The following is a 23,129-nucleotide window of genomic DNA, read 5'->3' as shown; positions in this document are numbered from 1 at the left end:
GCGTCGCGCACATCGGCCACGGCTTGCTGGCCAAAGTCGGGGCGCGCCAGCCATGCCAGAACGCGCCTGGCAGCGTCGCTGGCCGTGCTGAGTTGCCCGGCGGCCTTGAGTTGTGCAAAGGCGGCCTGGTCTGGAAAAGCGGCCGTATCGGCGCTGCGCAGCTGCACCTGCATGTCGGTGTCGATGACGCCGGGTGCCAGCGCGCAGACCCGGGCACCGTTGGGGCGCTGCGCCTCATCGAGCGCCAGGCAGCGGGTGAAATGGTCCATGCCGGCCTTGGCTGCGCAATAAGCGGCCTGCGATGCCATGGCGCGGCGTCCCAGGCCTGAGGAAATGTTGAGCACCTTGCGTGGCACGGTCCAGCCCTCTGTCGCGTTCAGAAAGATTGCCGTAAGCAGCAGCGGGGCTTCCAGGTCCACGCGCAGTGCCTGCGCCAATTCTGCTGGATCACTGTCGCGCAACGGTACCACGGCCGGGATCACGCCGGCGTTGTTAATCAGGGTGACGCTTGTGATTTGGGCTGGGTCAAGGCCGCACAGCCATGCCTTGAGTCGGCTGGCGGCTGGCTCGGTGGCTGACAGGTCCATTGCCCATTGTTCCAGCAGGCAGGCGCGCTGGTTGGCTGCCAGGGTCAGTGTGGGATTGGCATGGCGCGAGATGCACAGCAGGCGGTTTTCTGGATGCAAAAGTTGCTCGGCCATGGCCAGGCCCATGCCGCGTGAGGCGCCGGTGATGATGTAGAGATGGCTTGTCATGTTTGGGTGGCTGAGTTGATGGTGGTCAAATTTTCCTTGATCCGTGGGCGGGATGAGGCGGCCAACCTTAGCGGGTGCACCGGGTGGTCAAAACGGTGGTTCGCTGGAAAACACCATAGTCTGCTGGTTGACGGGGTGGGTCAGTTCGAGCCGCGTGGCGTGCAGCAGCAGGCGCTCTGCCTTGGCAAGGCTGGCTGGCGTGCCGTACAAGGCATCACCCAGGATGGGATGTTGAATGGCTTGCAAATGCACCCGCAACTGGTGCGAGCGGCCGGTCACCGGCTCCAGTTCGAGGCGTGTGGTTTGCTCTGCAAGATTGTGGCCGAGCACACGCCAGCGCGTGCGGCTGGGTTTGCCTTGCGGGTCGATGATGCGCCTGGGCCGGTCGGGCCAGTCCAGCAGAATGGGTAAATCGATTTCGGCCCATGCGTCTTCAGGTGCCTCCAGCAAACCATCCACCACCGCTACGTAACGCTTGTGGACTTGTCGACTGGCAAAGGCTTCGCTCAAGACGCGCTGCGCGCTTGCGCCGCGTGCCATCACCAGCAAGCCTGAGGTCGCTTGGTCGAGCCGGTGCACCACCAGCGCGTCGGCGTAGCGCCGTTGCACCCGCCTGCTCAGACAGTCCTGCTTGTCGGCACCCTTGCCAGGCACGCTCAACAGGCCGGCGGGCTTGTCCAGCACCAGCAGGGCGTTATCCGCGTGAAGCACGTGCAATTTGCAGCCTGCGGATAAGTCATTCACGTGAAAGAACGTTGTCATTGCGAACGAAGTGACGCAATCCATGACCCCGGAAGTCATGGATCGCCACGCTTCGCTCGCGATGACGAAGTCTCTGTTCAAGGTCCGTGTGCGGTATCGGGTCGGATTCGGATGGCTCGCAATGTCCGGGATGGTTCGCAGTGACGGGAAAGCGGCAATGACGCTAATCAGCGTGGGGCGTTTTTCAGCTTGCCGCGAACCGGCACCACGGTGGTGACGGTGGGGCGCACCGCGTCAGCCGACACGGGCTTGGGCGGCGAGGTGTCCTTTTTGGGTTTCTTGACCATTTTGTTGTTGCCTTGTTGACCTTTTGCCATGCTGTGCTCCTGAGTTTGGGGTTTGCGGGTTGAAATGTGCGTTGTATCTTTTGCATTATCGACTGGCCTGATGCCCGCGCGGCTGTTGGCCATGCGTTACCGGGCAACTTGGTAGTCAAGTTGCTGTCATGGAAAAAGGCTAAGCTGCTAATTCAGCCAATTGCGAAATTACTAAAATCAACCGGGGTCCGGATGCCCGTGCCCCGTCTCTACCTGTTGAGGACTCCCAGCATGACCCCTGAAGAAAAAGAACCCAAAAAGGTGATCCCCATTGCCGTGGCGGAGCCAGACGAGGAATTGGTGTCGCTCTATGCGGCGCCTCAAAAAATTTACCCGCGCAGCGTCTCGGGCGTTTTCTCGAATTGGCGCTGGATCATGGTCTGGGTGACGCAAATCATTTTCTACGGTCTGCCCTGGCTCGAGTGGGGTCAGCGCCAGGCGGTGCTGTTTGACTTGAGCGTGCGCCGCTTCTACATTTTTGGCTTGGTGCTGTACCCGCAAGATTTTATTTACCTCACCGGCTTGTTGATCATCTCGGCCTTGTCGCTGTTCCTGTTCACCGCCGTGGCAGGGCGCTTATGGTGCGGTTTTGCCTGCCCGCAAACGGTGTACACCGAAATCTTTTTGTGGATAGAAAAGAAGCTCGAAGGTGACCGGTCGGCCCGCATGCGCCGTGACGACGGCCCGATGACGGCCGAAAAATTCGCCCGCAAGGCGGGCAAGCAATTTTTGTGGATTGCGTTTGCCTTCTGGACCGGCTTTACCTTTGTCGGCTACTTTGTGCCGATGCGCGAGATGGTCGGCGCTTTTCTGGGCGGCCAGCTGGCGGCCTGGGAATTTTTCTGGGTCTTCTTTTACGGCTTTGCTACTTATGGCAACGCCGGTTTCATGCGCGAACAAGTTTGTAAGCACATGTGCCCGTATGCGCGCTTTCAGAGCGCCATGTTTGACACCGACACGCTGATCGTGACCTACGATACCGAGCGCGGTGAGCCACGCGGTGCCCGCTCCAGAAAGGCCGACCTCAGCACCCTGAACCTGGGCGCTTGTGTGGACTGCAGTTTGTGTGTGCAGGTGTGCCCCACGGGCATCGATATCCGCAACGGCCTGCAATACGAGTGCATTGGCTGCGGTGCCTGCGTTGACGTGTGCGATACGGTGATGGACAAGGTGGGCTATCCGCGTGGCCTGATCAAATACTCGACCGAAAACGCCATGAAAAACCACTGGACCAAAGAGCAGACCGTGAAACGGGTGTTCCGTCCACGGGTGCTCATTTACACCGCTATCCTGCTGGCGATTGTGACGGCCATTTTTGTCAGCCTGGCCACGCGCACGCCGTTCAAGGCCGACGTGGTGCGCGACCGGGGCGTGATGGCGCGTGTGGTCGAGGCCGGCAAGGTCGAAAACGTGTACCGTATTCAGGTGATGAACGCCACTGAAGCCGACCAGCGCTACAAGATTTCGGTGGAAGGACTCCCGGGCATCCAAATCATGTCGGAAAATACCGTCAGCATTGCGTCCACCGAGGCGCGTTGGGTTGCGGTGCGGGTCCAGGTGCCGCCAGAGGCCGACAAGCCCGGTTCGCATGAAATTCACTTCATCATCGAATCGCTCGACAGCCCGGGCCGCTTGCGCGAAGAGTCCAAGTTCATCATTCCGTCGTGACCCCGACTGGTTTGCCTCACGCCAGGTAAAACCAGCCGGCGGTGGCGGTCAGACCGATGCAAAAATGAAAAGCGGTCCAGCGCAAAAAGTGATTGCGCAGCGCCTGGGGTGACAGGGCGGAAATTAAAAACAGCCGCCCGTCACGGGGTGCACGCAGCAGGTGAACGCCCGGCTGCTGGCGCATGTCGCGGTGCTGGCGCTGCACCGTGCGGGTGGCCAACTGGCGGGCCTGCTCCCATTCATGCAGGTCGATGGTGCCGTTGCGATCCAGGTCGAAGCGCCGGTGCAAGTCGGCGGGGTCCTGCTTCCAACTGGTCAGCAGCGAGACCACGTCTTCGCGCAGGCTCAAAACAGTGCTTGATCCGCTCAGCGTAGCAAAGTCGCCCAGCAGGTAAATCCGGCCGCCGCCAAAAAGACACTCCTCCACCAGCTTGTCCTGCCCTGGGTAACTGGTGCGCACCTCGGCACCCACCACCTCGGCATGGTCAGGGTCAACTGTGCACACGCCGGTGGCATCGCTGATGTCAAAGGTGCTGCTGCTCACACCACTGTCGATCTGGCGCCACTCCCGTTTGGCGTTGTCCCTTGAATACAAGCGGTAGCGGTACCAGATGCAGGCAATGCCGCCCAGCGGGGTAACGATGAGGTGTTCCGGGCTGACGCTGGCGCGACCCATGAGTTCGACATAACCCTGTGCCGCCGAGCCAATGCGCGAGGTGGCCATCTCGGCAATGGCCCGGGCGCGGCGCAGGTTGCCCAGCCAGGCCACAGCCGCCAGCAGCGCCATGCCTGCCAGGCACCAGCGCGCCTGCGCCCCAGGGCCTGACTGCACCGCCCCGGCAATCAAACCAAAATACAGTGCACTGACCAGTCCGGTCAGGTTCAGCCCCAGGTGCTGCAAGCCGCGCAAGCCGCGCACCAGCATGGCGTCAGGCCTTGAAGCGCTCGCCGATGTCCACGTCTTTGAGCTCGGTGGCGGCAAACTTCAACAGATCGAAAGCCTTGAAATTAAACGCCCTGGCCACCAGGACGCCTGGAAACTGCGCAATGGCCACGTTATTGATGTTGACGCTTTCGTTGTAAAACTCGCGCCGGTCAGCAATGGCGTTTTCCAGCCCGCTGATGCGTGACTGCAGGTGCAAAAACTGCGCGTTCGCCTTGAGCTCGGGGTAAGACTCGGCCAGCGCAAACAGTTGCCCTAAACCGCTGCGCAAGGCACCTTCGGCCAACCCCAGCGCGCCCATGTTGTGCGATTGTTGCGCCTCTGCCACGCGCGATCTGGCTTGAATGACTTTTTCGAGCGTGCTCTGCTCGTATTGCATGTACTGCTTGCAGGTGTCCACCAACTTGGGCAGCTCGTCGTGGCGTTGCTTGAGCAGCACGTCGATGTTGGCCCACGCCTTGGACACGGCGTTTTTTACGTTCACCAGGCTGTTGTACAAAGTGATCGCATAGACCACGACCAGCGCCAGCACAATCCAGACAATAGCATTCATGAAACGCTCCTTATGGTTGAGCAGGGATTGTGCTACAGGCGGCCTTTGGGCAGCCGCAGAACGGCGGCACAGGGGGCGTTAGCATCCTAAAATTCGAGTTTAATTGGGCACCATGATGAAAATTCTTATTTGTAACGACGATGGCTTTCGGGCGCCCGGCATTGTGGCGCTTTATGAAGCGCTCAAGGACGTGGCCACCGTCGAGGTGGTGGCCCCGGAGCACAACAACAGCGCCAAGTCCAACGCGCTCACGCTGCACACGCCGCTGTATGTGCAGCACGCGCCCAACGGCTTTCGCTATGTCAACGGCACGCCGGCCGACTGCGTGCACATCGCCCTGACCGGGTTGCTCGACTACCGGCCCGACCTGGTGCTGGCGGGCATCAACAACGGTGCCAACATGGGCGACGACACCATCTACTCCGGTACCGTGGGTGCCGCCATGGAGGGGTATCTGTTCGGCATCCCGGCCATTGCTTTCTCCCAGGTTGAGCGCGACTGGCGCAATCTGGATGCAGCAGCCGTCAAGGCGCGTGACCTGGTGCTGCAAATGGGACAGCAAAACCTGATTGGCAGCACGCCCTGGTTGCTCAACGTCAACATCCCCAACCTGCCGCTGGCCGAGATGGGCCATTTGAAACTGTGCCGCCTGGGCCGGCGCCATTCTGCCGAGAAGGTGATCACGCAGATGAGTCCACGCGGCGAGACCATGTACTGGATTGGCGCGGCGGGCTCAGTCAAGGACGAGGCCGAGGGCACCGACTTCTCTGCCACCACGCAGGGCCATATTGCCATGACACCGCTCAAAGTCGATCTGACCGACCATGACCATTTAAGTTACTGGGCCCAAACAGCGGTCAAACTGGCTGATCTGGTGGACTGATGGCGCTGTCCAACCCGAGCGGCACCAGGCAACGGCCCGGCTTTCCGGCCAAGCTTGAGTCGCGCACTGAGTCGGTCCCAGCTGCGCGGCCAGCCATCAAAGTACGGCAGCTTGCCGACCAAAGGCAAGCCATCCATGTGGTCCACGGCGTGGGTCTTGATTCCAGCGCAGTGCGCCAAAACATGGTGGCCAAGCTGGCGCAACAGGGCATGTCGATTCCTGCCGTATTGCAGGCCATGGGCAGCATCGAGCGGCACCGTTTTGTCGATACCGCGCTGGTGAACCAGGCCTACGAGGACACCAGCTTGCCGATTGGCCTGGGGCAAACCATTTCCAAACCCGGTGTGGTTTGCAGGATGCTGGAACTGCTGCACCAGGGCCGACCCGGCCGCCTGGGACGGGTGCTGGAAATCGGCACTGGTTGCGGTTACCAAGCGGCGCTGCTGAGCCTGCTGTGCACCGAGGTGTATTCGATCGAGCGCCTGCGCGGCTTGCATGACAAAGCGCGCGACAACCTGCGCCATTTGCGGCTGGCCAATGTGCACTTGCTGTTTGGCGACGGCACGCCGGGCTATGCCAGGGGCGCGCCCTATGCGGGCATCATTGCGGCAGCCGGCGGCGAGGCGGTGCCGCAGGCCTGGATCGACCAGTTGGCCGTGGGTGGCAGGCTGGTGGCGCCGGTGTCTGCCGGCGCTGCAAACGCGGGCAAACAGGTGTTGCTGGTGATCGACAAAACACCACAAGCTGTGGTTCAGACCGTGATGGAGGGCGTTTACTTTGTCCCCTTAAAATCGGGCATTGCATGATGGGGGTAGATATGACGGGTTTGAAAAGATGCTTGAGTTTGTCGTTGGTATCGACGTGTGTGCTGTTGACGCTGGTAGCCTGCGGTACCAGAACCACTAACCGTGCGCCGGTGGAGGAGCGCATGGCCGGGAGCAGCGCGCCTGTTGGCACTGAGGTACTCGTCAAGCAACCCCAGGGCTTCGAGAATGCGGGCAAGCCGGGCTATTACGCCGTCAAACCGGGCGACACGCTGACACGCATTGCCTTGGAAAATGGCCAGAGTCCGAGTGATATTGCCTTGTGGAGCCAACTGGAAGATCCCAACCGCATTGAAGTGGGTCAGATTTTGCGCATCGTGCCGCCGGTAACCCAGGAGGTTGTGGTTCAGGCTGTGACCAAGCCGGTCGTCAGTGCCGGTAGCCTGAACAAGCCAGCTGCTGTCGCACCCACTCCAGTTTCCCCGGTGAAGTCCAGTGCCACGCCCGTGCCGGCAACGGACACTGAAATCAACTGGGTCTGGCCCGCCAATGGCATCGTGCTGGCCGGTTTTGACGAGGTCAAGAATAAGGGGCTGGACATTGGCGGCTCTGCGGGTGACCCCGTTGTCGCTGCTGCCGATGGCCGCGTGGTGTATGTGGGTGCTGGTTTGCGCGGCTATGGCAATCTGATCATCCTGAAACACAACAATGTCTATCTGACGGCCTATGCCCACAATCAGACCCTGCTGGTGAAAGAAGATCAGGCTGTGCTCAAGGGGCAAAAAATTGCCGCGATGGGCAACAGCGATGCGGATCGCGTCAAGTTGCACTTCGAAGTGCGTCGCCAAGGCAAACCGGTTGACCCTGCCAAGTATTTGCCCGCCAAGTAAAGCCTTCCTCTGTGTCCAGCACGCCAACCGGGCACTCCCAAGCACTGAATTCAATGACCGAACCGACTGATCCTGCAGCCGACAAGCCCGTCGTGCCCGCCGATTGGCTGTACGTGGAATCCCTCGACCTGGAGGCGCAGGGCGTGGCCCACAAGCCTGATGGCAAAGTGGTCTTCATCGACGGCGCATTGCCTTTTGAATTTGTCAGCGCCAACATCAACCGCACCAAGCACAACTGGGAGCGGGGCACGCTCATTGCGGTGCATCAGGAATCTTCGCAAAGGGTGCCACCCCATTGTCCCCACTTTGGTTTGCACACGGGGGCTTGTGGCGGCTGCAAGATGCAGCATTTGCATGTGGCGGCGCAGGTGGCGGTCAAGCAGCGCGCGCTGGAAGACAGCTTGTGGCATCTGGGCAAACTAAAGCCAGAGACCATTTTTCGGCCCATCGAAGGCCCGGCCTGGGGCTACCGCTACCGGGCCCGTCTGTCGGTGCGCTTTGTGAAAAAAAAGGGCACAGTGCTGGTGGGTTTTCATGAGCGCAAAAGTCGTTACGTGGCCGACATGCAGGTGTGCAAGGTCCTGCCGTCGCACGTCTCGGACCTGTTGCTGCCCTTGCGCGCGCTGATCGGCTCGCTCGAAGCGGTCGAGACCTGTCCGCAAATCGAATTGGCTTGTGGCGACAGCGTGACGGCTTTGGTGTTGCGCCATCTTGAACCTTTGAGCGACGCTGATCTGGCCCGTTTGCGCTTGTTCGCCCAGCAGCATGCAGGCGTGCAGTGGTGGTTGCAGTCCAAGGGGCCGGAAACCGTGTGCTTGCTCGACGAGGGTGGTGAGTCTCTGAGTTACGCTTTGCCCGAGTTCGGCATCACCATGCCGTTCAAACCCACCGATTTCACGCAGGTCAATCCGCATATCAACCGGGTGCTGGTGTCGCGCGCCCTGCGCCTGCTCGATGCCAAACCCGACGAGCGTGTGATTGACTGGTTTTGCGGTCTGGGCAATTTCACCTTGCCCTTGGCGACCCAGGCGCGCGAGGTGCTGGGCATCGAGGGCAGCGAAGCGCTGGTGGCCAGGTCGCGTGAAAATTACCTGAAGAACAAAATTGATGCCACGTCGGGCAGACTCTTGGCTGCGACTGAATTTGTCGCCAGAAATTTGTTTGAAATCACGCCGGAGATGCTGATCCAGCATGGCATTGCCGACAAATGGTTGGTGGACCCACCACGCGAGGGCGCCTTTGCCCTGGTGCGTGCGCTGGCCGGTTTGCATCAGCAAAGGCTGGGGCTTTCAGAAGAACCGGCCACGCCTGGGTTGCAAAGCTGGCACCCGCCCAAACGCATTGTTTACGTCAGCTGCAACCCTTCAACATTGGCCCGTGATGCGGACTTGCTGGTGCACCAGGCGGGTTACCGCTGCAGCGGTGCGGGCGTGGTCAACATGTTCCCGCACACCGCCCACGTTGAAAGCATGGCGGTCTTTGACCTCATCGGCTAGCCACGCGACCAATAAAAAAAGGCTCCAAAGGAGCCTTTTTTGCCGAGTATGGCGCTACTCAGTCGCGCTCGCCGCCGAAGATGCCCAGCAGCATCAACAAGCTCTGGAACACGTTGACGATGTCAAGGTAGAGTGCCAGCGTGGCGCTGATGTAGTTGGTTTCGCCGCCATCCACAATGCGTTTCAGGTCATACAGCATGTAGGCGCTGAAGACGCCAATGGCAGCCACCGAAATGGCCATCATGCCGGCGGTCGAGCCGACAAACACGTTGACGATGCCGCCGACAATGATGGCCAGTGCGCCCACAAACAGCCACTTGCCCATGCCCGAGAGGTCGCGCTTGATGACGCTGGACAGGCTGGCCATGACAAAGAAGACACCGGCGGTACCACCAAAGGCGGTCATGATCAGTTCCGGGCCGTTTTTGAAACCGAGCACCATGGCGATGATGCGCGACAGCATGAGACCCATGAAGAAGGTGAAACCCAGCAGCACCGGCACGCCGGCAGCCGAGTTCTTGGTTTTCTCGATGGCATAAATAAAGCCAAAGGCGCCACCCAGGAACACGATCAGGCCCATGCCGCCACTCAGGGATTGGGTGATGCCGCTGGCAACACCCAGCCATGCGCCCAGCACGGTGGGAACCAGGCTCATGGCCAGCAGCCAATAGGTATTGCGCAGGACTTTATTGCGTTCTTGCGCTATGGCGCCAAAGCCATGGCTACGTTCAATGGAATGGACGTTTTCAGTCATGTTCAAACTCCTTGCGTGGGTTACGGTGAAACAACAGTTGTGGATTCTAGGGTGCAAACTGCTGTTGCAGGGAATCAACTTGAGTCATGTTCCTACTTTTCGTGAGGATACTTTAACCCGTCATGCAGGCAAACCGGTGCCCACGCCGCGTTATGCTTGACCGCCTATTTACACGGAACCAAATCATGCAAACCAAACCAGTGCTCGAACTGTCAGACCTCAAAATCATGGCCGCAGCGGCCGAGGCCGAGGCCCTCAAAAACAACTGGCCGGTGACGATTGCGGTCGTGGATGACGGCGGCCATCTGCTCTGGTTGCAACGGCTCGATGGCGCAGCCGCGCTGTCGGCTCACATTGCACCGGCCAAGGCGAACACGGCGGCACTTGGTCGGCGCGAAAGCAAAGCTTACGAGGATCAGATCAATGGCGGCCGAAGCTCTTTCCTGAGCGTGCCTGCCTTGTCCGGCATGCTCGAAGGTGGCGTGCCGATCATGAAAGACGGCCACTGTCTGGGTGCCATCGGTGTCAGTGGTGTGCAATCAACCGAAGATGCGCAAATTGCGCGCGCGGGCATTGCGGCGCTGGGGCTTCAGTAGGCCGAGCGCTCGATTCGAAGTTCTTGCAGAATGGTGGTGGCAATTTCTTCGATGGATTTGGTGGTGGTAGATAACCACTTGATGCCTGAGCGGCGCATCATGGCCTCGGCTTCTCTGACTTCATTGCGACAGTTTTGCAGCGAGGCGTATTTGGAGTGGGGTCGGCGCTCGTTGCGGATTTCGCTCAGTCGCTCCGGTTGAATGGTCAAGCCGAACAATTTCTTTTGAAACGGCTTGAGGGCAGGGGGCAGGTCCTGACGTTCAAAATCTTCAGGGATCAGCGGGTAATTGGAAGCCTTGAGGCCGTATTGCATGGCCAGGTACAACGAGGTGGGTGTTTTGCCACTGCGGCTGACACCCACCAAAATCACGTCAGAACCCGCCAGGTCGCGATGCGACTGGCCATCGTCATGGTCGAGCGAGAAATTGATGGCATCAATGCGTGACTGGTATTGCTTGCTTTTGCTGGCATCGCTGAAGCGGCCGATACGGTGGTTGGACTTGATGCCGAGTTCCTGCTCGAGCGGATGGACAAAGGTGTCGAACATGTCCATCAGCATGCCTTGGCAGCCTTGGCTGATCACTGTCATGACCTCTTCGTTGGCCAGGGTGGTGAACACCAGCGGTTTTTTGCCCTCCAGGGCGCCGACCTGGTTGATTTGACGCACCGCTTGGTGCGCTTTATCGACCGTGTCGGTAAAGGGCATGCGAATCCGTCGAAAGTCAACCTCGAACTGGTTCAGGATGGCGTGGCCAAAGGTTTCGGCGGTAATGCCGGTGCCATCGGAGACAAAGAATACGGTGCGATTGGGCATGGTGAGAGAATCTTTGGGTAAATTTTCGGACGAGTCAGAGCCTACAATAATTATCCGACCAAATTCTCAGGGCGCAAAACGATTCGACAAGTCAAGCAACAAGCAGATCCGTTTGCCTCGCCATGAGGTGCAGATCTACCTGCACGTCATCAAAGCCGATTTTTTAACTTCTGGAGTTTTTTCATGACAGCACGATTTGCAGCGACCGCCCTGGTTGTTCCTTTTGAAGATTTGCGAATGACCGACGTTGATTCGGTCGGTGGCAAGAATGCCAGTTTGGGCGAAATGATCTCCAATTTGCCAACCGGTGTGAAAGTGCCCACCGGTTTTGCCACCACGGCGCATGCGTTCCGCGAATTTCTGGCTTTTGATGGCCTTGCCGACAAAATCAACGCCCGTCTGAGCACACTCGACACCGACGATGTCAACGCGCTGGCTGTGGCCGGTGCCGAGATTCGCGCCATGATCGAGTCGCAGCCGTTTCCTGCCGACCTTGAAAAGGAAATCCGCCAGGCATTCAGCACCCTGTGCGGCGACAACGACAAGGCTTCTTTTGCCGTGCGCTCATCGGCCACCGCCGAAGACTTGCCCGATGCCTCGTTTGCCGGCCAGCAAGAAACATTTTTGAACGTGACGGGTATCGACGAAGTTCTGCACAAAATGCGTGAGGTGTTTGCTTCGCTGTACAACGACCGCGCCATCAGCTACCGCGTGCACAAGGGTTTTGCCCACGAGCATGTGGCCTTGAGTGCCGGCGTGCAGCGCATGGTGCGCTCCGACCTGGGTGCCGCCGGCGTCATGTTCACCCTTGACACCGAATCTGGCTTTGACCAGGTGGTGTTCATCACCTCAAGCTACGGCCTGGGTGAAACGGTGGTGCAGGGCGCCGTGAATCCGGATGAGTTTTATGTGCACAAGCCGATGCTCAAAGCCGGTAAGCTGGCCGTGATTCGCCGCAGCCTGGGCTCCAAGCTGATCCAGATGCAGTTTTCTACACCCGAAGAAAAAGCAGCTAACGGCCACCTGGTCAAAACAACCGATGTGCCCACCGAGTTGCGCAACCGCTATTCACTGACCGACGCCGATGTGCAAAAACTCGCTTCCTACGCCGTGGTGATCGAAGAGCATTACGGTCGTCCGATGGACATCGAATGGGGCAAGGACGGCATCGACGGCGAGTTGTACATCCTTCAGGCGCGTCCCGAAACCGTCAAGAGCCAGGCGGCTGGCAAGGTCGAACACCGCTACAAACTCAAGGGCAAGGGCGCCGTGCTGGTCGAAGGTCGCGCCATTGGACAAAAAATTGGCACCGGCCCGGTCAAGGTGGTACACAACCTCAGCGAGATGGACCGCGTGCAGGCGGGTGACATTCTGGTCACCGACATGACCGATCCCAACTGGGAACCGGTCATGAAGCGTGCCTCTGCCATCGTTACCAACCGTGGCGGGCGCACCTGCCACGCTGCCATCATTGCGCGCGAGCTGGGTATCCCGGCGGTGGTCGGGTGCGGCCACGCCGACCAGGTGCTGAAAGACGGCATGCTGGTTACGGTCAGTTGCGCCGAGGGCGATACCGGCTTCATTTACGATGGCTTGCTGGAAACCGAGGTCACCGAGGTGCAGCGCGGCCAGATGCCCGAGATTGATACCAAGATCATGATGAATGTCGGCAACCCGCAACTGGCCTTTGATTTCTGCCAATTGCCCAACGCCGGTGTCGGTCTGGCACGCCTTGAGTTCATCATCAACAACAACATTGGTGTGCACCCCAAGGCCATCCTGGATTACCCCAACATCGACTCCGACCTGAAAAAGGCGGTTGAGTCGGTGGCGCGGGGCCATGCCTCGCCACGCGCTTTCTATGTGGACAAGGTTGCCGAAGGTGTGGCCAGCATTGCCGCAGCTTTCTGGCCCAAGCCGGTGATTGTTCGCCTGTCGGACTTCAAGAGCAACGAGTACCGCAAGCTCATTGGTGGCAGCCGTTACGAGCCCGAAGAAGAAAACCCGATGCTGGGTTTCCGTGGTGCCGCACGCTACATCAGCGCCGATTTTGGCGAGGCCTTTGCCATGGAGTGTGAAGCGCTCAAGCGCGTGCGCAACGACATGGGCCTGACCAATGTGCAGGTGATGGTGCCCTTTGTGCGCACCTTGGGACAGGCGCAAAAAGTAACCGAATTGTTGGCGCAACAGGGGCTCAAGCGCGGTCTTGATGATCTGAAATTGATCATGATGTGCGAAATCCCGAGCAACGCGATTCTGGCCAGGGAGTTCCTGCAATTTTTTGACGGCTTCTCCATTGGCTCCAACGATCTGACGCAGCTGACACTGGGACTTGACCGCGACTCGGGTCTGGAGCTGCTGGCCAAGGATTTTGATGAACGCGACCCCGCAGTCACCAACTTGATCAGCCTGGCGATCACGGCTTGTCTGGCAGAAAACAAATACATTGGTATTTGTGGTCAGGGTCCCAGTGACCATCCCGACTTTGCACGCTGGTTGATGGCGCAGGGTATTTCGTCGATTTCCCTGAACCCTGACACGGTGGTGGCGACTTGGCAAAATCTTGCGCAAGGCAAGTAAGCAGTCCTTCCAGCAAGCACCTGGGGTTGCCAACATCTTCTGATGTCTGACACCGAAGCGCCTTCAAGCGGCAACCCGCCTTCTGCCAACCTGATGGGTTGGCACGGCTGGCTGTTGCTGGTTTGGTTTGCCGCTTCTTTTGGTATTGTTTTTTTTGCTCACGATTTGCAGCAAGTCGTGGCGGGTTGGCCCGTTGCCTACTGGTTTGCAGCGCAGGGCAGCGTCATCGTCTTTATCGGCGTGGTGGCGGTCTTTGCCTGGGTTGCCAACCGCAGGGACGGGCACGCGCGCGCGGTCTCTGACGCGGTCAGCGCCTACAACCAGCGCATCCATCGCCGTTTTGCCACTTTCGTGGTCCTGCTGATTTTGTTCATCCTGGCGCTGGCTTGGGCCGAGCAGGCCGGGTTGCGGAAAATCTGGGTGGGTGCCATTTTTCTTTTCACCACCGTTTTCCTGTACGCCTTGATCGGTATTTACGGACGCACGTCCAACGCGTCAGAGTATTACGTGGCGGGACGGCGAATTCCTGCCATGTACAACGGCATGGCGGTGGCTGCCGACTGGATGAGCGCCGCCTCGTTCATCAGCATGGCAGGCGGTCTGTATTTGCAGGGTTTTTCAGGTTCGGGCGCACATCCGGGCGGTTTGGTTTATGTGCTGGGCTGGACTGGCGGCTTCTGTCTGGTGGCGCTCTTTGTGGCACCTTACCTGCGGCAGTTGAATCTCTTCACCCTGCCGGATTATTTTGGCCTGCGTTTTGGCGGACGCTGGCCCCGCATCATTGCTGCCTGGTCGGCGGTGTTGTGTTCGTTCATCTATGTGGTGGCGCAAATTTATGGCGTGGGCCTGATCACCTCCCGATTAACCGGCGTCCAGTTTGAAATCGGCATCTTGCTGGGTTTGGGCGGGGTGCTGGTGTGTTCCTTTTTAGGTGGCATGCGCGCCGTGACCTGGACGCAAGTCACCCAATATGTGGTGGTCATCGTTGCATTTTTGATTCCCGTTTCCTGGCTCGCCTACAAGCAGTTGGGTAATCCGATGGCCGCCGTGGTTTATGGTCAGCAATTGCCCAAGATAGCAGAGCTTGAATTGCGTTTGGTCACCGCACCTGATGAACAACAGGTCATCCTGGAATACCAACGCCGCGCCAAAGACTATGAGCTCAAATTGCGGCAATTACCCGCCTCGCTCGAGCTGGAAAAGAAGGACCAGAAACAGATGATCGAACGCTTGATCGCAGCGCAAGCAGACGAGTCGGTCATTGTGACGGCCAAGCGCCAGTTGGCTGCATTGCCGCGCAATGAAGCCTCTGCCCGCGAGCGCTGGACTCAGGCCATGCAGGAAAATCTGGCGCGCGCCCAACCGCTGGCGGGCATGCCCCTGCATACCCAGCCGTTTGCCGGTGATCCGGACGGAACGGCTGAAGAACAAGACTTGTTCGACGTGTCGCGGCGCAATTTTTTGGCTCTCATGTTTTGCCTGATGATCGGCACCGCCGGGTTACCCCACCTGCTGACGCGTTTTTACACCACGCGAACGGTGGCCGAGGCCAGGAATTCGGTGACCTGGTCGCTGTTTTTTATTGCCCTCTTGTACCTTTCTGCGCCCGCACTGGCGGTTCTGGTGAAGTACGAAGTCATGAGCCAATTGGTGGGCTTGTCCTTTGATGATCTGCCGGTCTGGATTGCGCAATGGGCCAAACTGGATCCGGCCCTGATTTCGGTGAGCGACATCAACGGCGACCACATCTTGCAGTTTTCCGAGCTTCAGTTGGGCCCTGATATCGTCATGCTGGCCACACCAGAACTGGGCGGCTTGCCTTATGTGGTGTCCGGTCTGGTTGCGGCGGGTGGTTTGGCGGCGGCTTTGTCCACGGCCGACGGCCTGTTGCTGACCATTGGCAACGCCTTGGCGCATGACTTGTTTTACTGGAAAAACACGGACCGCGCCGGGTCGGTTCGGCGCGTGATGCTGTCCAAGTTTGCGCTGCTCGTGGTGGCCTTGATTGCCGCCTATGTGGCGGCACAGCGGCCTGCCGATATCTTGTTCCTGGTTTCTGCCTCGTTTTCGCTGGCAGGCTCTGCCTTTGTGCCGGTCATGATCCTGGGCATTTTCTGGAAGGGTGTGACGCGTTTTGCCGCTGTTGCGGGCATGTTGACGGGGCTGTTTTTAACGCTTTATTACATGGTGATCAATATTCCCGCAGTCAGGGCGCTGCTGTCACTGGATGGCTCCGGCCTCTGGTTTGACATCGAGCCTGTCTCGGCAGGTGTTTTTGGTGTTGGCGCCGGCCTTGTGGTGACTGTGATCCTCAGTTGGATGACTCGGAGTTCTGTTGCCGCTGTCCCTCAATGATCCAATGATCAGGAAAAGCCTGATATGTGACTATAATCCCGGGTTACCTTACCGCACCTCAATTAGACGCTGAGGGCGGTTTTCTGCCTCACCAGAGGTTCATCCAAAAGGAGTTTCAATGCGTCATTATGAAATCATCCTCATGATCCATCCGGATCAGAGCGAACAAGTTCCAGCCATGCTGGAGCGCTACAAAGGCATGATTGTTGCCGGCGGTGGCAAAGTGCACCGTGTCGAGGACTGGGGTCGTCGCCAGTTGGTCTATCTGATCAACAAGCTGGCCAAAGCCCATTACCTGTGCGTCAACATTGAAGCTGACCAAGCGGTCATGGCTGAACTTGAGCATGCCTTCAAGTTCAACGATGCTGTGTTGCGCCATTTGACGGTTCTGAAGAAGAAGGCTGAAACCGGCCCGTCTTCCATGATGAAGACCGTTGAGCGTGAAGATGCTCGCAAAACGCAGCAAGCCGAATTCCAGGCTTAAATTTCTTGAGTGACAACACCGAGTGCGAACCTTGCCGTTAACCAACTGGTTTTGACGGCGCAAATTGTCGAATCGAGCACCATGCGTTATACGCCCTCTGGTGTGCCGGCTTTAAATTGTCTTCTGGAGCATGCCTCCGAAGCACTTGAAGCCAGTCAGGTAAGACAAGTCAAGGCACTCCTGAAGTGCGTGTCATTTGGTTCTGTGGCTGAGCGATTGGCCCAACAGGAAATAGGAAGCAGTTGGCTCTTCAAGGGTTTTTTGGCTTCTCCACGTGGCACCAAACAACTGGTGTTTCATGTTCAAGAATTTGCTCAAAGTTAAAGTTTTTTAAAATTTAAGGAGTCCATCATGGCCGGACCAAAACGTTTCAACAACAAAGACAAGCGCCCCAAGCGCCCCGCACAAAATCTGCTTTTCAAGCGCAAGCGCTTTTGCCGTTTCACGGTAACTGGCGTTGAAGAGATCGACTACAAGGACATTGACACCTTGCGTGATTTCATTGCCGAAAACGGTAAGATCATTCCCGCGCGTTTGACGGGTACCCGCGCTATTTTCCAGCGTCAGCTCAACACGGCCATCAAGCGTGCCCGCTTTTTGGCCATGCTGCCTTACAGCGACCAGCACAAGATCTAAGGACCACAACCATGCAAATCATTCTGCTCGACAAGGTTGTGAACCTTGGTAACCTGGGTGAGATCGTTCGTGTCAAGGACGGTTATGCCCGCAATTTCCTGATTCCGTCGGGCCGCGCCCGTCGCGCCACGGCATCGGCCAAGCAAGAGTTTGAAGCACGCCGTGCCGAACTCGAGAAAGCGGCTGCTGCCAAATTGGCCGAATGCCAGGCGATCGGTGAAAAGCTCGCCGGTCATGTCTGCAAACTCACGCAAAAAGCCGGCGTGGATGGCCGCCTGTTTGGCTCCGTAACCAACGCCGATATCGCCGAAGAACTGACCAAGTCAGGGTTTTCCGTGACCAAGTCACAAGTGCGCATGCCCAGTGGCCCAATCAAGACGGTCAGCGACAGCACGGTCAGCGTGGCACTGCACACCGATGTGCTGGTTGACATCAACGTTTCGGTTTACGGCGAAACCGCCTGATCTTGCTTTAATCAAAAAAACCGCCAGTGTGATGCACTGGCGGTTTTTTTGTCTCGAATGTCTTGAAATGGGCGAATGACGCTATGCAGTCAGCAAGCCTTTGTAAAGCATATAGGCTGCCAGCACATACAAGATGCTGGCAAAGACGCGCTTGAGGCGCTTGACCGGCAGCGTGTGTGCCGCCTTGGCACCCAAGGGCGCTGTCAGCACGCTGCAGCTGGCAATGACCGCCAGGCCCGGCAGCCAGATGTAACCCAGCGAGTAGGGCGGCAAGTGTGTCAGATTGAAGCCGCTCACAATAAAGCCCATGGTGTTGGCCAAGGCGATGGGAAAGCCGAGCGCCGCAGAGGTGGCAACGGCGCTGTGAATGGCCACATTCACCCAAGTCATGAACGGCACGCTGATGAAGCCACCGCCTGCGCCGACCAGACCCGACAGAAAACCGATGACTGAACCCGCCGCGAGCAGCCCGGCGGTACCCGGAATCTGGCGGCTTGGCGACGGTTTTTTGTCGAGAAACATCTGGGTGGCAGAAAAGCTGACAAACAGCGCAAAAAATATGGCCAGTGACGAGCCTTTGAGCAAAGTGAAAACGCCCAGGCTGGCGACCATGCCGCCCAGGATAATGCCCGGCGCGAGTTTTTTGACCAGGTCCCAGCGCACGGCACCGCGTTTGTGGTGCGCCCGGACGCTGGAGATCGACGTGAACATGATGGTTGCCATCGACGTGGCAATGGCCATTTTGACGGTGAGCTCAGGCGCCACACCGCGATTGGTCAGGATGATGGTCATGAACGGCACCATGATCATGCCGCCGCCAATGCCCAGAAGCCCGGCCAGAAAGCCGGTGCACAAGCCAAGTGTTGCCAATTCAACGATCAACAGGGGGTCGAAGTGCATGGGGGAAGAGGTGGGTAGGATGCCTGCGCATGTTGCCGGGTTCGCATCCTGAACCGGGGTTCAGGTGGGCGAGGTCAGTCGGTGTCTTGGGTTCATCTGACGCGAGATGATCACGCCAACAGGACAATATTCCAAGCCCGAGCTACAAGAGCATTGGTTCAGAGAAATATAGAACCCGGCAAACACGGCAGGCAAAAACATTGTAGTGCGGGTAAAGTGTGTTGTGCCGAAAATTTTTTAAGTCCGCTTAGCGTTTGGCGATTTGAACGTAAATCTCGTTGACCTTGATCATGCCCAACTCCATGCGGGCTTTTTCCTCGATCATCTCCAAACCTTCTTTCAAATCCCGCACCTCGGCGGCAAGCTGCAGGTTGGCCTGTTCGGCTTGCTGGTTACGCTGCAATTGCGTTTTGAGCTGCGCCTGCAACTGGGCCACGTTCGAAATGCTGCCGCGCCCGAACCACAATTGCGCGTGAACCATCACGAGCAGTGCAATCAGGGCGAACATCACGGAACGCGAGCCCATGACCGACCTTAGCGCAGGTTGTAAAAGGCCGCGCGCCCAGGATAGCTGGCAATCTCGCCCAGATCTTCTTCAATGCGCAGCAACTGGTTGTATTTGGCCATGCGGTCCGAGCGGCTGAGCGAGCCGGTCTTGATCTGACCAGCGTTGGTGCCAACCGCAATGTCGGCAATGGTGGCGTCTTCGGTCTCACCAGAGCGGTGGCTGATGACGGCCGTATAACCCGCTTTCTTGGCCATTTCGATGGCGGCAAACGTTTCTGTCAAAGTGCCAATCTGGTTGATCTTGATCAGGATCGAATTGGCAATGCCTTTGTCGATGCCTTCCTTGAAGATTTTGGTGTTGGTGACAAAAAGATCATCACCCACAATTTGCACCGTCTTGCCCAGGCGATCGGTCAGGATTTTCCAGCCGTCCCAGTCACCCTCGGCCATGCCGTCTTCAATGCTGATGATCGGGTATTTATCGACCCAGGTGGCCAGCATGTCGGTCCATGCTTGGGCATCGAGCGCCAGGCCTTCGCCTTTCAGTTGATATTTGCCGTCTTGGTAAAACTCGCTGGCGGCGCAATCGAGGCCGATGGCGATCTGTTCACCCGCGGTGTAGCCGGCTTGATCAATCGCTTGCAAGATCAATTGAATGGCAGCCTCGTGGTTTTCCACGCTGGGGGTAAAACCGCCTTCGTCGCCCACCGCCGTGCTCATGCCTTTGTCATGGATGATTTTCTTCAGGGCGTGGAACACTTCGGCGCCGTAGCGCAGTGCTTCGCGGAAGCTGGGCGCACCCAGCGGGATGATCATGAACTCCTGCAAATCGAGGCTGTTGTTGGCGTGCGCGCCACCGTTGATCACGTTCATCATCGGCACTGGCAACTGCATGCCGCCCATGCCGCCAAAATAGCGGTACAGCGGCAAGCCGGATTCTTCGGCGGCGGCGCGGGCCACCGCCATGGACACTGCCAACATGGCATTGGCGCCCAGGCGGCTCTTGTTCTCGGTGCCGTCCAGGTCGATCAGGGTTTTGTCCAGAAAGGCTTGTTCAGACGCATCAAGCCCGAGCACCGCTTCGGATATTTCAGTGTTGATGTGCTCGACCGCCTTGAGCACGCCTTTGCCCAGGTAGCGGCTTTTGTCGCCATCGCGCAGTTCAATGGCCTCACGGCTGCCGGTGGAGGCACCAGACGGCACGGCAGCGCGGCCCATGGTGCCGGACTCCAGCAATACGTCGCACTCGACCGTGGGGTTGCCACGCGAGTCCAGTATTTCACGACCAACAATATCGACGATTGCACTCATGGATTTCCTCCGTTAAAAAGTTTCAATAGGTAAAAGCATGCGCTGCTACTCATGCTGCAAAATGATTTTCCAGGAAGCCGTGCTGCTTGGTCACCTGGTCCAGCGCCAACAGGGTTTCCAGCAAGGCTTTCATGTGTTTGAGTGGCACCGCGTTGGGGCCATCGCTCAGGGCTTTGGCAGGATCAGGGTGCGTTTCCATGAACAAGCCCGCCACGCCGACCGCCACCGCCGCCCGCGCCAATACCGGCACCATTTCGCGCTGGCCGCCACTGCTGGTGCCTTGGCCGCCAGGCAATTGCACTGAATGGGTGGCATCGAACACCACCGGGGCGCCGGTGTCGCGCATGATGGCCAGCGCGCGCATGTCGCTCACCAGGTTGTTGTAGCCAAAACTCACACCGCGCTCGCAGGCCATGAAGTTGTCTTCTTGCAGGCCTTTTTCACGGGCTGCAGCACGCGCTTTGTCGATCACGTTTTTCATGTCGCCGGGCGCCAGAAACTGCCCTTTTTTGATGTTCACCGGCTTGCCGGATTGGGCCACGGCGCGGATGAAGTCGGTCTGGCGGCACAAGAAGGCGGGGGTTTGCAGCACGTCCACCACCGCTGCCACCTGCGCAATCTGATCTTCCGAGTGGATGTCGGTGAGTATGGGCAAGTCCAGTTCGCGTTTGACCTTGGCCAGAATCTCCAGGCCCCTGTCGATGCCGGGGCCGCGAAAGGTGCTGCCGCTGGAGCGGTTGGCCTTGTCAAAGCTGCTCTTGAAAATGAAAGGAATGCCCAGGCTTGTCGTGATTTCCTTCAAGGTGCCGGCGGTGTCCATCTGCAATTGCTCGGACTCGATGACGCAGGGCCCGGCGATCAAAAAAAATGGCTGCGTCAGGCCAACATCAAAACCGCACAGCTTCATCAGGCCACCGCCTTCAAGGTGCTAACGCTGCTCTGATGCGCCAGCGCTGCCCGGATGTAGGCGTTGAACAGTGGGTGTCCATCCCACGGCGTGGACTTGAATTCGGGGTGAAACTGCACGCCCATGAACCAGGGGTGCACGTCCTGCGGCAATTCAATGATTTCGGTCAGATGCTCGCGCTGCGTCAGCGCCGAGATCACCAGGCCGGCCTGGCGCAGCCTGTCCAGGTAATTGACGTTGGCCTCGTAGCGATGGCGATGGCGCTCAGTAACCACGTCGCCGTAAATCTTGTGTGCCAGCGTGCCCTTGACCACGTCGGAGCTTTGCGCGCCCAGGCGCATGGTGCCGCCCAGGTCGGAGTCGTGGTTGCGGGTCTTGATGCTGCCGTCAGCGTCTTTCCACTCGGTGATCAGGGCAATTACCGGGTGCGGCGTGGCGGCATCAAACTCGGTGCTGTTGGCGTTGTCCAGACCGGCCGCGTGGCGGGCGAACTCAATGGTGGCCACCTGCATGCCCAGGCAAATGCCCAAGTAAGGTATTTTGTGCTCGCGGGCGAAGCAGGCCGCGCAAATCTTGCCTTCCACGCCGCGAATGCCAAACCCGCCCGGCACCAGAATGGCATCGAATTTGGCCAGTCGCGCCACGTTGTCAGGCGTGATGGTTTCCGAATCGATGTAGTCGATTTTGATGCGCACATGGCTTTTCATGCCGGCGTGGCGCAGCGCCTCGTTGAGCGACTTGTAGCTGTCGCTCAAATCGACATACTTGCCCACCATGACGATGTTGACATCGCCCTGTGGATGCGCAGTCTCATAGACCAGATCGTCCCAGCGCTTGAGCTTGGCCGGCGGCGTGTTCAGGCGCAACTTGTCGCAGATCAGGCCATCAAGACCCTGCTCGTGCAGCATGCGCGGCACTTTGTAGATGGTATCGACGTCCCACATCGAGATGACGCCCCAGATGGGAACGTTGGAAAACAGCGAGATTTTTTGCCGCTCTTCTTCAGGAATGGGACGGTCAGCGCGGCACAGCAGCGCGTCTGCCTGGATGCCGATTTCACGCAACTGTTTAGCGGTGTGCTGGGTCGGTTTGGTCTTGAGCTCGCCCGCAGCAGCGATCCAGGGCACGTAGCTCAAGTGCACAAAGGCGGTGTTGTTGGCACCGAGTTGCAGACTGAGCTGGCGCACGGCTTCCAGGAAGGGCAGCGACTCGATGTCACCCACGGTGCCGCCAATTTCCACAATAGCCACATCGACCGCCTCGGGGGTGCCAAAACCGGCACCGCGCTTGATGAAATCCTGAATCTCGTTGGTCACGTGTGGGATGACCTGCACCGTTTTGCCCAGATAGTCGCCGCGGCGCTCTTTTTCAAGCACGCTTTTGTAGATTTGACCCGTAGTGAAGTTGTTTGACTTCTTCATTCGGGTTTCAATGAAGCGCTCGTAGTGGCCTAAATCAAGATCGGTTTCGGCACCGTCGTCAGTCACAAACACTTCGCCATGCTGGAACGGCGACATGGTGCCGGGGTCCACATTCAGGTAGGGGTCGAGCTTGATCAGGGTGACTTTGAGGCCGCGCGATTCCAGGATCGCAGCCAAGGAAGCGGAGGCAATTCCCTTGCCAAGGGAAGACACTACACCGCCGGTGACGAAGACAAATTTGGTCATGTCAGAGTGAGCTTTGAACTCGGGAAGCTGGTAAAGCGAGATTATAGAGGCCGTGTTCCTGTCGGCACTTGCCATGAGCAGTCCGGTCATTGCGACAGTAGCCGTCATTGCGAACGAAGTGA

The 23,129-nt window shown here is 58.4% G+C and carries 24 protein-coding genes; 12 read left to right on the top strand and 12 right to left on the bottom strand.

Annotated elements, in window-relative coordinates; translation table 11 throughout:
* The 3 genes from IBX54_RS04865 to IBX54_RS04855 all read right to left on the bottom strand — a co-directional run.
* On the bottom strand, window positions 1–755 hold a 755-nt coding region (locus tag IBX54_RS04865), incomplete at its 3' end, for an SDR family NAD(P)-dependent oxidoreductase (RefSeq protein ID WP_296541538.1).
* A gap of 87 nt (window positions 756–842) precedes the next feature.
* The gene (locus tag IBX54_RS04860; RefSeq protein WP_296541537.1) at window positions 843–1,517 is read right to left on the bottom strand and encodes an RluA family pseudouridine synthase; all 675 of its coding nucleotides are present in this window, start codon (window positions 1,515–1,517) and stop codon (window positions 843–845) included.
* A gap of 167 nt (window positions 1,518–1,684) precedes the next feature.
* Window positions 1,685–1,834: a hypothetical protein gene (locus tag IBX54_RS04855; protein WP_296273855.1), complete on the bottom strand. Its 150-nt coding sequence runs from the start codon at window positions 1,832–1,834 to the stop codon at window positions 1,685–1,687.
* A 231-nt stretch (window positions 1,835–2,065) separates the two neighbouring features.
* On the opposite strand from IBX54_RS04855, the gene ccoG reads away from it, so the two are divergent.
* Window positions 2,066–3,502: a cytochrome c oxidase accessory protein CcoG gene (gene ccoG, locus IBX54_RS04850; protein WP_296541536.1), complete on the top strand. Its 1,437-nt coding sequence runs from the start codon at window positions 2,066–2,068 to the stop codon at window positions 3,500–3,502.
* Window positions 3,503–3,518: 16 nt separating this feature from the next.
* Here the strand turns inward: ccoG and IBX54_RS04845 are convergent, their stop codons facing one another.
* Window positions 3,519–4,427, bottom strand: a complete 909-nt coding sequence (locus IBX54_RS04845; RefSeq protein WP_296541535.1) for a hypothetical protein — start codon at window positions 4,425–4,427, stop codon at window positions 3,519–3,521.
* A gap of 4 nt (window positions 4,428–4,431) precedes the next feature.
* Complete coding sequence (locus tag IBX54_RS04840; RefSeq protein ID WP_296541534.1) at window positions 4,432–4,998, bottom strand: LemA family protein; 567 nt, start codon at window positions 4,996–4,998, stop codon at window positions 4,432–4,434.
* A 115-nt stretch (window positions 4,999–5,113) separates the two neighbouring features.
* Between IBX54_RS04840 and surE the strand changes: the two genes are divergently transcribed.
* The 4 genes from surE to rlmD are packed head-to-tail and all read left to right on the top strand — an operon-like array spanning window position 5,114 to window position 9,031.
* Window positions 5,114–5,881, top strand: a complete 768-nt coding sequence (gene surE, locus IBX54_RS04835) for a 5'/3'-nucleotidase SurE (RefSeq protein WP_296541539.1) — start codon at window positions 5,114–5,116, stop codon at window positions 5,879–5,881.
* Window positions 5,881–6,687, top strand: coding sequence for a protein-L-isoaspartate(D-aspartate) O-methyltransferase (locus IBX54_RS04830; RefSeq protein ID WP_296541533.1), 807 nt, complete (start codon window positions 5,881–5,883; stop codon window positions 6,685–6,687). Before surE ends, IBX54_RS04830 begins: the two co-directional genes overlap by 1 nt.
* A gap of 11 nt (window positions 6,688–6,698) precedes the next feature.
* Complete coding sequence (locus IBX54_RS04825; RefSeq protein WP_367141810.1) at window positions 6,699–7,535, top strand: peptidoglycan DD-metalloendopeptidase family protein; 837 nt, start codon at window positions 6,699–6,701, stop codon at window positions 7,533–7,535.
* Window positions 7,536–7,588: 53 nt separating this feature from the next.
* Window positions 7,589–9,031 carry a 23S rRNA (uracil(1939)-C(5))-methyltransferase RlmD gene (gene rlmD / locus IBX54_RS04820; RefSeq protein ID WP_296541531.1) on the top strand — a complete coding sequence of 481 codons (1,443 nt, stop codon included), beginning with the start codon at window positions 7,589–7,591 and terminating at the stop codon, window positions 9,029–9,031.
* Window positions 9,032–9,089: 58 nt separating this feature from the next.
* Here the strand turns inward: rlmD and IBX54_RS04815 are convergent, their stop codons facing one another.
* Entirely contained in the window at window positions 9,090–9,785 is a 696-nt protein-coding gene (locus IBX54_RS04815; RefSeq protein WP_296541530.1) for a Bax inhibitor-1/YccA family protein, read from the bottom strand.
* Window positions 9,786–9,970: 185 nt separating this feature from the next.
* On the opposite strand from IBX54_RS04815, the gene IBX54_RS04810 reads away from it, so the two are divergent.
* Complete coding sequence (locus IBX54_RS04810; protein WP_296541529.1) at window positions 9,971–10,381, top strand: heme-binding protein; 411 nt, start codon at window positions 9,971–9,973, stop codon at window positions 10,379–10,381.
* Here the strand turns inward: IBX54_RS04810 and IBX54_RS04805 are convergent.
* The gene (locus IBX54_RS04805; RefSeq protein WP_296541528.1) at window positions 10,375–11,196 is read right to left on the bottom strand and encodes a pyruvate, water dikinase regulatory protein; all 822 of its coding nucleotides are present in this window, start codon (window positions 11,194–11,196) and stop codon (window positions 10,375–10,377) included. The genes IBX54_RS04810 and IBX54_RS04805 overlap by 7 nt on opposite strands.
* A gap of 183 nt (window positions 11,197–11,379) precedes the next feature.
* Here IBX54_RS04805 and ppsA point away from each other — a divergent pair, with 183 nt between their 5' ends.
* From ppsA to rplI, 6 genes are all read left to right on the top strand, one after another.
* Window positions 11,380–13,776, top strand: a complete 2,397-nt coding sequence (gene ppsA, locus IBX54_RS04800; protein ID WP_296541527.1) for a phosphoenolpyruvate synthase — start codon at window positions 11,380–11,382, stop codon at window positions 13,774–13,776.
* A 42-nt stretch (window positions 13,777–13,818) separates the two neighbouring features.
* Window positions 13,819–16,131, top strand: a complete 2,313-nt coding sequence (locus IBX54_RS04795) for a VC_2705 family sodium/solute symporter (RefSeq protein ID WP_296541526.1) — start codon at window positions 13,819–13,821, stop codon at window positions 16,129–16,131.
* 118 nt (window positions 16,132–16,249) lie between these two features.
* Window positions 16,250–16,615, top strand: coding sequence for a 30S ribosomal protein S6 (rpsF, locus tag IBX54_RS04790; RefSeq protein ID WP_296541525.1), 366 nt, complete (start codon window positions 16,250–16,252; stop codon window positions 16,613–16,615).
* A 9-nt stretch (window positions 16,616–16,624) separates the two neighbouring features.
* A complete protein-coding gene (priB, locus tag IBX54_RS04785; protein ID WP_296541524.1) occupies window positions 16,625–16,939 on the top strand; it encodes a primosomal replication protein N in 315 nt (104 codons plus the stop codon).
* 27 nt (window positions 16,940–16,966) lie between these two features.
* Window positions 16,967–17,251 carry a 30S ribosomal protein S18 gene (rpsR, locus tag IBX54_RS04780; RefSeq protein ID WP_011464487.1) on the top strand — a complete coding sequence of 95 codons (285 nt, stop codon included), beginning with the start codon at window positions 16,967–16,969 and terminating at the stop codon, window positions 17,249–17,251.
* Between the two features lie 11 nt (window positions 17,252–17,262).
* Window positions 17,263–17,715, top strand: coding sequence for a 50S ribosomal protein L9 (gene rplI, locus IBX54_RS04775; protein ID WP_296541523.1), 453 nt, complete (start codon window positions 17,263–17,265; stop codon window positions 17,713–17,715).
* Window positions 17,716–17,796: 81 nt separating this feature from the next.
* On the opposite strand, the gene IBX54_RS04770 is transcribed toward rplI, so the two are convergent.
* From IBX54_RS04770 to IBX54_RS04750, 5 genes are all read right to left on the bottom strand, one after another.
* Window positions 17,797–18,615 carry a sulfite exporter TauE/SafE family protein gene (locus tag IBX54_RS04770; protein ID WP_296541522.1) on the bottom strand — a complete coding sequence of 273 codons (819 nt, stop codon included), beginning with the start codon at window positions 18,613–18,615 and terminating at the stop codon, window positions 17,797–17,799.
* A gap of 247 nt (window positions 18,616–18,862) precedes the next feature.
* A complete protein-coding gene (locus IBX54_RS04765) occupies window positions 18,863–19,141 on the bottom strand; it encodes a septum formation initiator family protein (RefSeq protein ID WP_296541521.1) in 279 nt (92 codons plus the stop codon).
* A gap of 8 nt (window positions 19,142–19,149) precedes the next feature.
* Window positions 19,150–20,433 carry a phosphopyruvate hydratase gene (gene eno / locus IBX54_RS04760; RefSeq protein ID WP_296541520.1) on the bottom strand — a complete coding sequence of 428 codons (1,284 nt, stop codon included), beginning with the start codon at window positions 20,431–20,433 and terminating at the stop codon, window positions 19,150–19,152.
* 49 nt (window positions 20,434–20,482) lie between these two features.
* Entirely contained in the window at window positions 20,483–21,340 is an 858-nt protein-coding gene (kdsA, locus tag IBX54_RS04755) for a 3-deoxy-8-phosphooctulonate synthase (RefSeq protein ID WP_296541519.1), read from the bottom strand.
* The gene (locus tag IBX54_RS04750; protein ID WP_296541518.1) at window positions 21,340–23,007 is read right to left on the bottom strand and encodes a CTP synthase; all 1,668 of its coding nucleotides are present in this window, start codon (window positions 23,005–23,007) and stop codon (window positions 21,340–21,342) included. The genes kdsA and IBX54_RS04750 overlap by 1 nt, the downstream gene beginning before the upstream one ends.
* Window positions 23,008–23,129 lie beyond the last annotated feature (122 nt).

It is taken from the genome of Rhodoferax sp., from assembly GCF_014859475.1.
Taxonomy (GTDB): domain Bacteria; phylum Pseudomonadota; class Gammaproteobacteria; order Burkholderiales; family Burkholderiaceae_C; genus Rhodoferax.
Note: the sequence above shows the minus strand (reverse complement) of the source record. Positions and strands in the feature narration are given on the sequence as shown.

Coding starts and splice junctions, on each gene's coding strand:
- IBX54_RS04860 (WP_296541537.1), bottom strand. CDS start 1,517: ATGACAACGTTCTTTCACGTGAATGACTTATCCGCAGGCTGCAAATTG.
- IBX54_RS04855 (WP_296273855.1), bottom strand. CDS start 1,834: ATGGCAAAAGGTCAACAAGGCAACAACAAAATGGTCAAGAAACCCAAA.
- ccoG (WP_296541536.1), top strand. CDS start 2,066: ATGACCCCTGAAGAAAAAGAACCCAAAAAGGTGATCCCCATTGCCGTG.
- IBX54_RS04845 (WP_296541535.1), bottom strand. CDS start 4,427: ATGCTGGTGCGCGGCTTGCGCGGCTTGCAGCACCTGGGGCTGAACCTG.
- IBX54_RS04840 (WP_296541534.1), bottom strand. CDS start 4,998: ATGAATGCTATTGTCTGGATTGTGCTGGCGCTGGTCGTGGTCTATGCG.
- surE (WP_296541539.1), top strand. CDS start 5,114: ATGAAAATTCTTATTTGTAACGACGATGGCTTTCGGGCGCCCGGCATT.
- IBX54_RS04830 (WP_296541533.1), top strand. CDS start 5,881: ATGGCGCTGTCCAACCCGAGCGGCACCAGGCAACGGCCCGGCTTTCCG.
- IBX54_RS04825 (WP_367141810.1), top strand. CDS start 6,699: ATGACGGGTTTGAAAAGATGCTTGAGTTTGTCGTTGGTATCGACGTGT.
- rlmD (WP_296541531.1), top strand. CDS start 7,589: ATGACCGAACCGACTGATCCTGCAGCCGACAAGCCCGTCGTGCCCGCC.
- IBX54_RS04815 (WP_296541530.1), bottom strand. CDS start 9,785: ATGACTGAAAACGTCCATTCCATTGAACGTAGCCATGGCTTTGGCGCC.
- IBX54_RS04810 (WP_296541529.1), top strand. CDS start 9,971: ATGCAAACCAAACCAGTGCTCGAACTGTCAGACCTCAAAATCATGGCC.
- IBX54_RS04805 (WP_296541528.1), bottom strand. CDS start 11,196: ATGCCCAATCGCACCGTATTCTTTGTCTCCGATGGCACCGGCATTACC.
- ppsA (WP_296541527.1), top strand. CDS start 11,380: ATGACAGCACGATTTGCAGCGACCGCCCTGGTTGTTCCTTTTGAAGAT.
- IBX54_RS04795 (WP_296541526.1), top strand. CDS start 13,819: ATGTCTGACACCGAAGCGCCTTCAAGCGGCAACCCGCCTTCTGCCAAC.
- rpsF (WP_296541525.1), top strand. CDS start 16,250: ATGCGTCATTATGAAATCATCCTCATGATCCATCCGGATCAGAGCGAA.
- rpsR (WP_011464487.1), top strand. CDS start 16,967: ATGGCCGGACCAAAACGTTTCAACAACAAAGACAAGCGCCCCAAGCGC.
- rplI (WP_296541523.1), top strand. CDS start 17,263: ATGCAAATCATTCTGCTCGACAAGGTTGTGAACCTTGGTAACCTGGGT.
- IBX54_RS04770 (WP_296541522.1), bottom strand. CDS start 18,615: ATGCACTTCGACCCCCTGTTGATCGTTGAATTGGCAACACTTGGCTTG.
- IBX54_RS04765 (WP_296541521.1), bottom strand. CDS start 19,141: ATGGGCTCGCGTTCCGTGATGTTCGCCCTGATTGCACTGCTCGTGATG.
- eno (WP_296541520.1), bottom strand. CDS start 20,433: ATGAGTGCAATCGTCGATATTGTTGGTCGTGAAATACTGGACTCGCGT.
- kdsA (WP_296541519.1), bottom strand. CDS start 21,340: ATGAAGCTGTGCGGTTTTGATGTTGGCCTGACGCAGCCATTTTTTTTG.
- IBX54_RS04750 (WP_296541518.1), bottom strand. CDS start 23,007: ATGACCAAATTTGTCTTCGTCACCGGCGGTGTAGTGTCTTCCCTTGGC.